This is a genomic window from Pseudomonas sp. UBA2684, from assembly GCA_002354655.1.
GTDB lineage: Bacteria > Pseudomonadota > Gammaproteobacteria > Pseudomonadales > Pseudomonadaceae > Aquipseudomonas.
In genome coordinates, this window is record DELY01000053.1 from 43665 (window position 1) to 55884 (window position 12220).

11 protein-coding genes and 1 riboswitch are annotated in these 12220 nt (G+C 63.3%); of the genes, 4 read left to right on the forward strand and 7 right to left on the reverse strand.

Annotated elements, in window-relative coordinates; translation table 11 throughout:
* Positions 1 to 89 precede the first annotated feature (89 nt).
* Positions 90 to 560: a chemotaxis protein CheW gene (locus tag B3M58_RS20495; protein ID WP_296222030.1), complete on the forward strand. Its 471-nt coding sequence runs from the start codon at positions 90 to 92 to the stop codon at positions 558 to 560.
* A 145-nt stretch (positions 561 to 705) separates the two neighbouring features.
* Here the strand turns inward: B3M58_RS20495 and B3M58_RS20500 are convergent, their stop codons facing one another.
* Complete coding sequence (locus B3M58_RS20500; RefSeq protein WP_296222032.1) at positions 706 to 1425, reverse strand: 16S rRNA (uracil(1498)-N(3))-methyltransferase; 720 nt, start codon at positions 1423 to 1425, stop codon at positions 706 to 708.
* A gap of 152 nt (positions 1426 to 1577) precedes the next feature.
* Positions 1578 to 2984 (reverse strand): adenosylmethionine--8-amino-7-oxononanoate transaminase, encoded by a 1407-nt coding sequence (locus B3M58_RS20505; protein ID WP_296222033.1) that lies wholly within the window; start codon positions 2982 to 2984, stop codon positions 1578 to 1580.
* A 294-nt stretch (positions 2985 to 3278) separates the two neighbouring features.
* Between B3M58_RS20505 and B3M58_RS20510 the strand changes: the two genes are divergently transcribed.
* Both B3M58_RS20510 and B3M58_RS20515 read left to right on the forward strand, forming a co-directional pair.
* Positions 3279 to 3824, forward strand: coding sequence for a cytochrome b (locus B3M58_RS20510; protein ID WP_296222034.1), 546 nt, complete (start codon positions 3279 to 3281; stop codon positions 3822 to 3824).
* A gap of 71 nt (positions 3825 to 3895) precedes the next feature.
* Complete coding sequence (locus tag B3M58_RS20515) at positions 3896 to 4474, forward strand: YceI family protein (protein ID WP_296222035.1); 579 nt, start codon at positions 3896 to 3898, stop codon at positions 4472 to 4474.
* A gap of 124 nt (positions 4475 to 4598) precedes the next feature.
* Here the strand turns inward: B3M58_RS20515 and B3M58_RS20520 are convergent, their stop codons facing one another.
* The 5 genes from B3M58_RS20520 to ahcY form a co-directional block, all read right to left on the reverse strand.
* Positions 4599 to 6461: a DEAD/DEAH box helicase gene (locus B3M58_RS20520; RefSeq protein WP_296222036.1), complete on the reverse strand. Its 1863-nt coding sequence runs from the start codon at positions 6459 to 6461 to the stop codon at positions 4599 to 4601.
* A gap of 184 nt (positions 6462 to 6645) precedes the next feature.
* Positions 6646 to 7419 carry a substrate-binding periplasmic protein gene (locus B3M58_RS20525; RefSeq protein ID WP_296222038.1) on the reverse strand — a complete coding sequence of 258 codons (774 nt, stop codon included), beginning with the start codon at positions 7417 to 7419 and terminating at the stop codon, positions 6646 to 6648.
* A 139-nt stretch (positions 7420 to 7558) separates the two neighbouring features.
* Positions 7559 to 8932: a nucleotide 5'-monophosphate nucleosidase PpnN gene (gene ppnN, locus B3M58_RS20530; RefSeq protein ID WP_296222039.1), complete on the reverse strand. Its 1374-nt coding sequence runs from the start codon at positions 8930 to 8932 to the stop codon at positions 7559 to 7561.
* Between the two features lie 235 nt (positions 8933 to 9167).
* Positions 9168 to 10013 (reverse strand): methylenetetrahydrofolate reductase [NAD(P)H], encoded by an 846-nt coding sequence (gene metF / locus B3M58_RS20535; RefSeq protein ID WP_296222041.1) that lies wholly within the window; start codon positions 10011 to 10013, stop codon positions 9168 to 9170.
* Positions 10014 to 10115: 102 nt separating this feature from the next.
* On the reverse strand, positions 10116 to 11525 hold the full coding sequence (gene ahcY / locus B3M58_RS20540; protein WP_296222043.1) for an adenosylhomocysteinase: 1410 nt from the start codon (positions 11523 to 11525) through the stop codon (positions 10116 to 10118).
* A 23-nt stretch (positions 11526 to 11548) separates the two neighbouring features.
* A riboswitch (S-adenosyl-L-homocysteine riboswitch) is annotated at positions 11549 to 11642 on the reverse strand.
* Positions 11643 to 11830: 188 nt separating this feature from the next.
* Here ahcY and B3M58_RS20545 point away from each other — a divergent pair.
* Positions 11831 to 12217 (forward strand): MAPEG family protein, encoded by a 387-nt coding sequence (locus B3M58_RS20545; protein WP_296222045.1) that lies wholly within the window; start codon positions 11831 to 11833, stop codon positions 12215 to 12217.
* Positions 12218 to 12220: the final 3 nt, after the last annotated feature.

Sequence of the window (12220 nt, forward strand, 5' to 3'; positions counted from 1 at the left end):
TCTGGCGCTGCGTGGGCGCCGGGCATGAGGCCGGTGTCGCCAGGCGCTTTTCAGGTTAATTCGGGTCGAGCCCCGCATAGGATGTTTTCATGAGCCAAGCCGTAGCCACCCCGAATACTGTCAGCAGCCTGACCGGCCTGTTGGTGCCGCTGGCCGACCGTACCCTGTTGCTGCCCAACGTGGCGGTTGCCGAGTTGATTCCCTACCGCGCCCCGCAAGTCAGCACCGGCATGCCTGCCTGGTTTCTCGGCCAGATCGCCTGGCGTGACCTGCGCTTGCCATTGCTGTCGTTCGAAGCGGCTTCCGACGGCCAGGCGCAGATCGGTGCCGGTGCACGGGTGGCGGTGATCAATGCCCTCGGTGGTCGGCCCAAGGTCAAGTTCATCGCTCTGCTGGTGCAAGGCATTCCCCGCTCGTTGAAAGTCGGTGCCGACCTGCTGCGCGCCGATGCGCCCTTGGCCCCGCTGGAGCTGGATGCGGTGAGCATCGGCGACGATGTGCTGAAGATCCCCGATCTGATCGGTTTAGAGCAGAAGCTCGCGGATGCCGGATTGATCTGAGGGTAGGGCGGGTTAGGCGCGCCGGCCTCTACGCGATTACCTGGGCCCACCATCGGCCGCGAGCCGAACTCCGCTGCGCTGGGTTACGCGGCGCCCGATCATCTGTGTCGAGTGCACGCTCGCTATGCAGCGCCGCTAACCCAGCCTACAGATCCCCCCACAATTGCTGTGCCACGCTAAGCGCGACAACCGGCGCGGTTTCCGTGCGCAGCACCCGGGGACCGAGGCGTGCGGCATGAAATCCCTGATGTGTTGCCTGTTCGACTTCGGCATCGGTCAAACCGCCCTCGGGACCGATCAGAAAGGCCAGGGACTGCGGTTGTGCGTGGCTGGTCAGGGGCTTGGCGACCGGATGCAGCACCAGCTTCAACTCGGCCTGCACCTGATGCAGCCAGTCGTTCAGGCTGATCGGTGGCTGAATAGTGGGCAGCACCGAACGTCCACACTGCTCGCAGGCGCTGATCGCCACTTGGCGCCAGTGGGCCATGCGTTTATCGGCGCGCTCGTCTTTCAGGCGCACTTCGCAGCGCTCGCTGACAATCGGGCTGATCGTATTGGCGCCTAACTCGGTAGCTTTCTGGATCGCCCAGTCCATCCGTTCGCCGCGCGACAGGCCCTGGCCTAGATGGGTATGCAGGGGTGATTCGGCCTGGCCGGCAAACGCTTCGCGCAACTCGACCCGCACATTCTTCTTGCCCACCTCGATCAGCTCGCCGAGAAACTCCTGGCCACTGCCGTCGAACAATTGCACGGCATCACCGACGGCATGCCGCAATACGCGGCCGATATAGTGCGCCTGGGCTTCCGGCAGCTCGTGCTGGCCAAGGGAAAGCGGGGCGTTGATAAAAAAGCGGGATAGGCGCATGGGCATCACTACAGGCGGCAAAGTCGAAGCGGGAAAGCTTAATGCTTTTGACGTGGGTAGGGTGGATAACGCTGTGCTTATCCACCACGACGGCTGCGGGGGAGTCTGAATGACTATCGGTGGAAAACGCTTCGCGGTTTTCCACCCTACGTTCAACCCGGATCGCGAAAACCCGGGAAGCGCGTATTGCCCTGGGCCACGCTGATCGAGGTGCGGGTCGCCAGGTCGATGCCTTCGCTCGCCACCTCGGCGAGGAAATCGATCTGCTCGGGGCTGATCACGTAGGGCGGCAGGAAATACACCACGCTGCCCAGCGGCCGTAGCAGCGCGCCGCGCTCGAGGGCGTGCTGATAGACCTTGAGGCCGCGGCGTTCCTGCCAGGGGTAGGCCGTCTTGCTGGCTTTGTCCTGGACCATTTCGATGGCCAGGGCCATGCCGGTCTGGCGCACCTCGGCGACATGTGGGTGCTCGACCAGGTGTGCGGTGGCGCTGGCCATGCGTGCGGCGAGTGCCTTGTTCGCCTCGATCACGTTGTCCTGCTCGAAGATGTCCAGGGTCGCCAGTGCGGCGGCACACGCCAGCGGGTTGCCGGTGTAGCTGTGCGAGTGGAGGAAGGCGCGCAGGCTGTCGTACTCGGCGTAGAACGCCTGGTAGACCTGGTTGGTGGTCAGGCAGGCTGCCAGCGGCAGGTAACCGCCGGTGAGGGCTTTCGACAAGCAGAGGAAGTCCGGGGTAATGCCGGCCTGTTCGCAGGCGAACATCGTCCCGCTACGACCGAAGCCGACGGCGATCTCGTCGAGGATCAGGTGTACGCCGTAGCGGTCGCAGGCCTCGCGCAGCAGCGTCAGGTAGATCGGGTGGTACATGCGCATGCCGCCAGCGCCTTGAATCAGCGGCTCGACGATCACCGCCGCGACTTCGTGGGCATGCTCGGCGAGGGTCTGTTCCATGTGCGCGAACATCGTCCGCGAGTGCGCTTCCCAGCTGACGCCTTCGGGACGGAAGTAGCAGTCCGGGCTCGGCACCTTGAGGGTGTCGAGCAACAGCGCTTTGTAGGTGTCGGTGAACAGCGCGACATCGCCCACCGACATGGCCGCGACGGTTTCGCCGTGGTAGCTGTTGGACAGGGTGACGAAGCGTTTTTTCTCGGGTTGGCCGACGTTGAGCCAGTAGTGGAAGCTCATCTTCAGCGCGACTTCGATGCACGAAGAGCCGTTGTCGGCGTAGAACACCCGATCCAGGCCAGCCGGCGTCAGCTTGACCAGGCGCTCGGATAACTCGATCACCGGGGCATGGCTGAAGCCGGCGAGGATCACGTGCTCCAGCTGGTCGACCTGATCCTTGATGCGTTGGTTGATGCGTGGGTTGGCGTGACCGAAGACATTGACCCACCAGGAGCTGACGGCGTCGAGGTAACGCTTGCCGTCGAAGTCTTCCAGCCACACGCCTTCGCCGCGTTTGATCGGCACCAACGGCAACTGCTCGTGGTCTTTCATCTGGGTGCAGGGGTGCCAAAGCACAGCCAGGTCACGTTGCATCCAGTGGTCGTTCAGGCTCATCTAGGCTCTCTCCATCATCTGCGGCAAGCCTATCAGATGCGCTTACGCGGGTGCGCGCCACAGCGGCCACGATAATCCGCACAGGAGAAATCGGCGGAGGGCCATCTATCCGCTCTAGAATGCCGCTGGTAGGCTGGCTGCTGAACTTATCGAGGGCGCGCTAGCCTAATTTCTCTGGTGGAAATATCTGGCTTTAATATCGAGCTGATCGATGATTAAAAGCGGAAATTTCCGCTTTTAATCGATAGGTTTGTCGCTAGTCTTGTTTCCATCGTTTTTACGGAACGCATCTCGATGCAATTGCGCAATTCCTCCGCCCGCTATGGTGCGGTTAGTATTTTCCTGCATTGGTTGGTGGCTGTTGCGGTGTTCGGTCTGTTCGGCCTTGGCTATTGGATGGTCGGCCTGGATTACTACAGCAGCTGGTATACAACGGCGCCGGACATTCACAAGAGCCTCGGCATTTTACTGTTCGTGGTGATGCTCGGGCGCATGCTCTGGCGCTGGCTCAGCCCGCTGCCGGCCAGCCTGCCGAATCATGGCCGGCTGACCCGCCTGGGCAGCAAGTTCGGCCATGCCTTCCTGTACGTCGGCTTGTTTGTGCTGATGCTCTCCGGCTACCTGATATCCACCGCCGATGGCCGCGCTATCGAGGTATTCGGCTGGTTTAGCGTGCCGGCCACCCTCACCAGCATTCCCGACCAGGAAGACATTGCCGGCCTGGTGCACGAGTACCTGGCCTGGGCCCTGGTTATTGTTGCCGGCCTGCATGGCCTGGCAGCGCTGAAGCACCACGTTATCGACCGCGACCGTACCCTGGCGCGGATGCTCGGCCGCTAGCAGGCCGTTTTGTTCCTGGTGCGTGGAATGGTCCACGTGCCGACCCGTACACCCTCATAAGGAGAATGCCCATGTTGAAGAAAACCCTCGCCGCACTGGCACTCGGTTCCGTTCTGTTCGGCGCCGGCCAGGCAATGGCTGCCGACTACGCGATCGACAAAAAAGGCCAGCACGCGTTCGTCAATTTCAAGATCAGCCACCTCGGCTACAGCTGGCTGTACGGCACGTTCAAGGACTTCGACGGCAGCTTCAGCTTCGACGACAAGAACCCCGAGGCGAGCAAGGTCAGCGTGACGCTGAACACCACCAGCGTCGACACCAACCATGCCGAGCGCGACAAGCACATTCGCAGCGCTGACTTCCTCAACGTCAGCAAAAATCCGACCGCCACCTTTGAGTCCACCTCGGTGAAGTCCACCGGCGAAGGCGCTGCCGATATCACCGGCAACCTGACCCTCAACGGCGTTACCAAACCAGTAGTCATCGCCGCCAAGTTCATTGGTCAGGGTGATGATCCGTGGGGTGGCTACCGCGCGGGTTTTGAAGGCAGCACCACACTGAAGCTGAAAGACTTCGACATCCAGAAAGACCTCGGCCCGGCTTCCCAGGAAGTAGAGCTGATCATCTCGGTGGAAGGCGTGCGCAAGTAGGATGGGGCGGGCGGCGCTCCGCTGAGCGCAGCGATACCCATGTCGATGGCGTGATCCACAGCGCTGACTCTGCACAAACAAAAACGCCGCCCAATGGGCGGCGTTTTTGTATCCGGCTAGCTGACTAGGACTCTTCGCGGTTACGCGTCAGCAGGGCCGGCTTCTCGCCGCGCGGCCGGGCGTTCGACAGTTCGTCGAGTTGCTCCGGCGTCGGGAAGCGGTCCAGGCGCGAGCCCTTGTGCACGATCACCGGCTGCTTGTCGCGCGGGCTTTTCACGGCGGCTTCCTGGCGTGGCAGCTCGTCGCGGTTCAGCGAGGTGGTGCGGGTATCGCGCGGCGGACGCGCCCGACCGGAGCCGTTACGGCCCTGGCCGCCTTGGCCACCAGCGCCCTGACGACGGCCTTGTGCACCCGCGCCAGCACTTGCGCCGCTGCCATTGCTGCGCGGGGGTTTAGCCGGGCGCGCGCCTTGGCCAACGCCATTGCTGGCGCTCGGGCCGGAAGCAGGCGCACCGGGCCGACGGCCACGGTTCTGCTGCTTGTTCTGGTTCGGGCTGACATAGTCGGCACGGTTGCCGAAATTATCGATTTCATCATCGCGGAACTCGTCCGGCGCGCGATCCGGAGGCAAGGCAGGCACCGCCGGCGCGGCAGCACGGGCCGTGCCACGTGGCTGTTGCGTGCGGCCGCCCTGGGGCTTGGCGCGACCGTGGTCCTTGCCGGTGTCTTTGCCCTTGTCCTTGCGGCCGCCACCGTGGCGTTCGCCGCTGGGGCTGCCGCCGCGCGGTGGGCGTGGCTTCTGCGGCTCACGCACTTCCGGACGCTCCGCTTCGACCTTGCTGGCGTCGAAACCGAGCAGATCGCCATCGGGGATCTTCTGCTTGGTCATCCGTTCGATGCCCTTAAGCAGCTTTTCTTCGTCCGGCGCGACCAGCGAGATCGCTTCGCCGCTACGCCCGGCCCGGCCGGTACGGCCGATGCGGTGCACGTAGTCTTCCTCGACGTTGGGCAGCTCGAAGTTGACTACATGCGGCAACTGGTCGATGTCCAGGCCGCGTGCGGCGATGTCGGTGGCGACCAGGATGCGCACCTGGTTCGCCTTGAAATCGGCCAGGGCCTTGGTGCGTGCGTTCTGACTCTTGTTGCCGTGAATCGCCACGGCCGGCAAGCCATGCTTGTCGAGGTATTCGGCCAGGCGGTTGGCACCGTGCTTGGTGCGGGTGAACACCAGCACCTGTTCCCAGGCGCCGGCGGTAATCAGGTGGGCGAGCAGGGCGCGTTTGTGGCTGGCCGCTAAGCGGAATACGCGCTGTTCGATGCGCTCGACCGTGGTGTTCGGCGGCGTGACTTCGATGCGTTCCGGGTTGTGCAACAGTTTGCCGGCCAGGTCGGTGATGTCTTTCGAGAAGGTCGCCGAGAACAGCAGGTTCTGGCGTTTGCTCGGCAGGCGCGCGAGGACCTTCTTCACGTCATGGATAAAGCCCATGTCGAGCATGCGGTCGGCTTCGTCGAGCACCAGGATTTCCACGTGCGACAGGTCGACGCTGCCTTGTCCGGCGAGGTCGAGCAGGCGGCCGGGGCAGGCCACCAGGACGTCGACGCCCTTGGCCAGGGCTTGCACCTGGGGGTTGATGCCAACGCCGCCGAACACGCAGGCGCTGACGAATTTCAAATCGCGGGCATACAGCTTGAAGCTGTCATGCACCTGGGCGGCCAGCTCGCGGGTTGGGGTCAACACCAGCACGCGCGGTTGTTTCGGGCCATGGCGGTGCTCGCGATCCGGGTGACCGTTGGGGAACAGTCGCTCGAGGATCGGCAGGGCAAAACCACCTGTCTTACCTGTACCCGTCTGGGCCGCCACCATCAGGTCGCGACCTTGCAACGCGGCGGGGATGGCCCGCTGTTGCACCGGAGTGGGTTGGGTGTAGCCGGCGGATTCGACCGCACGGACTAATGCCTCGGAGAGACCGAGGGAGGCAAAGGACATGTGTAATCCTGTCTAGTGAGGGCGCAGCCCTATGGGGTGTATTGCCTGGCTTGAATCGCGCGTGGGGCGCGCAATCCCGTCCGGTACTACTGGCCTCTGGGGCTAGCATCCGGGCGCAAGCCTGGCGGGAAGGCCGGAGTATAACAGAGCGCAGCTATTGCGCAGCTGTCGGCTGCTTAACGGTTTAGCGCAGGTCGGCGGTCGGTGGCGCCGCACGTTGCGCGCTATAGCGCGCGATCAGGGCGGCGTAGGCCGGCTCGCGCTTGAAACGGCGCAATGCCTGGCTGAAACGTTGGGCCAATGGGGCCAGCCCGGCATCGCGGCGCAGGCCGAGGTAGAGCGCGTCGCGGCTGACGACGCGCGGATGGTGGGCGATCGCGTCGTCCAGGCCCATCTGCGCGATCAGGAAGTGCCCGCCGCGTTTGTCGTTGATCACCAGGTCGACGCGGTCACGCAGCAGCTTGCCGAAATTGGCCGCATGGCTCGGCGCCGGTTCGCGGGTAAACAGCTCGGACTCGCGAAATTCCGGGTTGGCATACCAGTAGCCGGCGGAAACCCCGACCTTCAGCCCTTGCAGGTCCTTGAGGCGCTGGTAGGGGTAGGGCCGCGCCTTGGCGTAGAACAGCACGAACTCGACCTGCGACATCGGCTCGTCGGGGAAAACGATCGTGGCCTGGCGTTCCTCGGTGCGGAAAATATCCAGAATCGCGTCGGCCTGGCCTTGTTCCAGCGCTGCCAGGCAACGCTTCCACGGCAGCAGTTGCCACTCGGCTTCGACGCCCAGGCGTTGCAGGACGATGTGCGCGGTGTCGTAGTCGAGGCCGCGCAGTTCGCCGTTTTCTTCATAGATGTACGGCGCCCAGGCTTCGCTGACGATGCGCAGGGGCTGAGCCTGCGCAGCGAGGCTCAGGCCGATCAGGAATAGTGCGACGAGTATTTGACGCTTGAATAATGGCATATCGCCAGGTTATCCAGGCTCACCCGCTTTGAGTAGTGACTCATGGGTCGCATGTCGGTGTTGTGTGATGCAGATCGCAAAAAACGCGTCGCGGCATGCGGCGGCGCCAGGGTCTTGGCTGGCGCCGCCGTCGGTGGTCTTACTTGGCTAGCCGGTAGCACGGCACGTAGGCGCTGTTGCCCGGCAGCTTCATGCGGTGCTGGTCGACGAATGCCTGCAGGAGCAGATCCAGCGGTTGCAGGATGTCGCGGTCGCCGTTGATGTCATAAGGGCCGTGCTGTTCGATCAGGCGGATGCCCTGGTCTTTGACGTTGCCGGCGACGATGCCGGAGAACGCACGGCGCAAATGCGCGGCCAACTCATGCACGGGCTGGTTACGCGTCAGCTTGAGGCTGGCCATGTTGGCGTGGGTCGGGGCGAAGGGGTGCTGGAAGCTTTCGTCGATCTTCAGCAGCCAGTTGAAGTGGAAGGCGTCATCGTGCTCGCGGCGGAACTGCTTGACCGCCTTGATGCCCTGGGCCATTTCCTGCGCCACCCGCTCCGGGTCGTCGAGGATGATCGTGTAACGCTGCTGGGCGGTCTCGCCGAGGGTCGCGCCGATGAACTCGTGCAACTGCTGCAAGTACGGCGCAGCGCGCTTCGGCCCCGTGAGGATCAGCGGGAAGGGCAGGTTCTGGTTGTCCGGGTGCATGAGGATGCCGAGGAAATACAGCAGCTCTTCGGCCGTACCGGCGCCGCCCGGAAAGATGATGATGCCGTGGCCGACGCGCACGAAGGCTTCCAGGCGCTTTTCGATGTCCGGCAGGATCACCAGCTCGTTGACGATCGGGTTGGGCGCTTCGGCGGCGATGATCCCCGGCTCGGTCAGACCCAGGTAGCGGCCGCGGACATTACGCTGCTTGGCATGCGAGATGGTCGCGCCTTTCATCGGCCCCTTCATCACCCCCGGGCCGCAGCCGGTACAGATGTCCAGGCCGCGCAGGCCCAGTTCGTGGCCGACTTTCTTGGTGTATTTGTATTCTTCGCTGCTGATCGAGTGGCCGCCCCAGCACACCACGATCTTCGGCTCCACGCCGGCGCGCAGGGTGCGGGCGTTGCGCAGCAGGTGAAACACGTAGTCGGTGATGCCCTGCGAGCTGCCGAAATCGACCCGCTGGTTTTCCAGCTCGCTCTGCGTGTAGACGATGTCGCGCAGGGCGCTGAACAGCATCTCGCGGGTGCTGGCGATCATCTCGCCGTCGACGAAGGCATCGGCGGGCGCATTCAGCAGCTCCAGGCGAATGCCGCGATCCTGTTGATGAATGCGGATCTCGAAGTCCGGGTAGGCTTCCAGGATGGTCTTGGCGTTATCGCTGTGCGAGCCGGTATTGAGGATCGCCAGGGCGCACTGGCGGAACAGCCCGTACACGCTGCCGGAGCCGGTTTCGCGCAGCTGCTGCACTTCGCGTTGCGAAAGGGTTTCCAGGCTGCCTTTGGGCGAGACTGAGGCGTTGGTGGTTTTTCGTGCGGTCATGTGGCGCTCCATGAAGGTGATACCGCGCAAGCCGTGCTCGAGGAGCCTGGCGGCCTGTGTCCGTGGCCGAAGAAGTGCTTGCTGCGGGTGTGGCGCGAGGGCGTCGTGGCGCTGAGCCTAACAGCCTGGGTGCCGGCTTTCGCGTCGCGCGTTGTGACCAGCCGGCGCTGGACAAGTGCCGCGACCCGCAACGCGCGGGTGCGGCATGCGCCGTGCAATAGCTCTGGCGCGGCACTCAGCGTGGCAGCTTGAGGTTATTCCAGATCGCCAGGCTCGGCTCGGCCTGGTTCAGGGTGTAGAAGTGCAGCCCTGGCGCGCCGCCTTGCAGCAGACGTTCGCACATCTCGCTGATCACCTGCTCGCCATAGGCCTGGATGCTCTCGATGTCGTCACCGTAAGCCTCCAGTTGCTTGCGCACCCAGCGTGGAATTTCCGCGCCGCAGGCGTCGGAGAAGCGCGCCAGCTTGCTGTAGTTGGTGATCGGCATGATGCCGGGCACCACCGGGATATTCACCCCGAGTTTCTGCACGCGCTCGACGAAGTAGAAGTAGCTGTCGGCGTTGAAGAAGTACTGGGTGATCGCACTGTCGGCGCCGGCCCGGGCCTTGCGCACGAAATTGGCGATATCGTCCTCGAAATTGCGTGCCTGCGGATGCATCTCCGGGTAAGCGGCGATTTCGATATGGAAGTGGTCGCCGCTCTCTTGGCGAATGAAGCTGACCAGTTCGTTGGCGTAGCGCAGCTCGCCGCTGGCCATGCCCATGCCGGACGGCAGGTCGCCACGCAGGGCGACGATGCGTTTGATCCCGGCGTTCTGGTACAGGGCCAGCAGCTCGCGCAGCTCGGCCTTGCTGTCACCGACGCAGGACAGGTGCGGTGCGGTCGGCACCTTGATCTCGCCATCGAGTTGCAGCACGGTGTTCAGCGTGCGGTCGCGGGTGGAACCACCGGCACCGTAGGTGCAGGAGAAGAAATCCGGATTGTAGCTGGCCAGTTGGCGCGCCACGTTCAGCAGTTTTTCGTGCCCGGCTTCGGTCTTGGTCGGAAAGAACTCGAAGCTGTAACGGCGTTCTTGGGACATAAAGAGTTTCCACGTTCGTAGGGTGGACGTGCGCAGCTTGTCCACCGTCATGCTCAAGAAGGTGGACAAGCCTTCGGCATGTCCACCCTACGCCTCGGTTGCTTAGTAGCGGTAAGCGTGCGGCTTGAACGGGCCTTCCACGGTTACGCCGATGTACTCGGCCTGGGTCTTGGTCAGTTGGGTGACGACGCCGCCGAAGCCTTTGACCATTTCCAGGGCCACTTCTTCGTCGAGCTTCTTCGGCAGCACTTCCACGGTCAGGCGCTCGGCCTTCTGTGCCGGGCTCAGGTCGGCGTACTTCTGGCCGAACAGGAAGATCTGCGCCAGCACCTGGTTGGCGAACGAACCGTCCATGATCCGGCTCGGGTGGCCAGTGGCGTTGCCCAGGTTCACCAGGCGGCCTTCGGCCAGCAGGATCAGGTAGTCGTCGTTGTGCGGATCGAAGCTGCCGGCACCGCTGCGGTGGATCTTGTGCACCTGCGGCTTGACCTCTTCCCAGGCCCAGTGCTTGCGCATGAATGCGGTGTCGATCTCGTTGTCGAAGTGGCCGATGTTGCACACCACGGCGCGCTTCTTCAGCGCTTTGAGCATGTTGGCGTCGCAGACGTTGACGTTACCGGTGGTGGTCACCAGCAGGTCGATCTTGCCCAGCAGCTGAGTGTCGATGCTGGCTTCGCTGCCGTCGTTGATGCCGTCGATGAACGGCGAAACCACCTCAAAGCCGTCCATGCACGCTTGCATGGCGCAGATCGGGTCGACTTCGGTGACGCGCACGATCATGCCTTCCTGACGCAGCGACTGCGCCGAGCCCTTGCCGACGTCGCCGTAACCGATGACCAGCGCTTGCTTGCCGGACAGCAGGTGGTCGGTGCCGCGCTTGATCGCGTCGCTCAGGCTGTGACGGCAGCCGTATTTGTTGTCGTTCTTGCTCTTGGTCACCGAGTCGTTGACGTTGATCGCCGGGATCTTCAGCTCGCCCTTGGCCAGCATGTCCAGCAGGCGGTGTACGCCGGTGGTGGTTTCTTCGGTAACGCCGTGGATGCGCGCAAGCATCTGCGGGTATTTCTTGTGCAGGATCTCGGTCAGGTCGCCGCCGTCGTCGAGGATCATGTTGGCATCCCACGGCTGGCCATCCTTGAGGATGGTCTGCTCGATGCACCACTCGTACTCTGCTTCGGTCTCGCCCTTCCAGGCGAATACCGGGATGCCGGCGGCGGCGATGGCGGCAGCGGCTTGGTCTTGAGTCGAGAAGATGTTGCACGACGACCAGCGCACTTCGGCACCCAGCGCGGTCAGGGTTTCGATCAGCACGGCGGTCTGGATGGTCATGTGGATGCAGCCGATGATCTTCGCGCCCTTGAGCGGCTGCTCGCCGGCGTATTTGCGGCGCAGGCCCATCAGGGCGGGCATTTCCGATTCGGCGATGATGGTTTCGCGGCGGCCCCAGGCAGCCAGGGAAATATCGGCGACTTTAAAGTCGGTAAAACCGGCAGGCGTCAGTACAGCGCTCATAAATGAGTTCTCCATTCGTTTGTGTCGAATGGGCGCCGTTGATGCGTTTGGTTAACGCCCCATCCGAGCCTGACAAATCCCTGGGTGACAGGGTCTGCTGCAGCGCCCCTCGGACAGGTGGCGGGAGCGACCGGAGCGGAGCCGGTCGTTTGAAGCTTGCGGATTATAGCCATGCCGGCGCCTAAGCCCAAGGTTTTCCGTCGGCCAATTGGCCGTGCCGCCAGCCTTGCGGGCGGCACGGTCATGGCATTTTTCAGGGGCCTGACACAAGCTGCCGCACTCATCCCCTGGGTTCTGGAGTTGCCATGACTGTCGCCTACTGGTGTGTGTTGATCGCCTTGTTCTTGCCTTATCTGTCCACCGTCACGGCCAAGGCCGTCAGCGGCGGCTTTAGCCCGAAGCACAACCATGACCCGCGCGCCTTGCTGGCCAGCCTCGAAGGGCTGGGGCGGCGGGCGAATAATGCCCAGCTCAACAGTTTCGAGGTCACCCCGGCATTTGCGGCGGCAGTGATCATCGCCCACCTGGCCGGTGGCGCCGAACAGGCTTTACTCGACCAGCTGGCGATCGCGTTCATCATCAGCCGCCTGGCGTATTTCATCTGTTACCTGGCCGACTGGGCGCCCTTGCGCTCGTTGGTCTGGTTCGCCGGCATGGGGCTGATCATCAGCCTGTTTGCGGTGTCGGCGTGACCC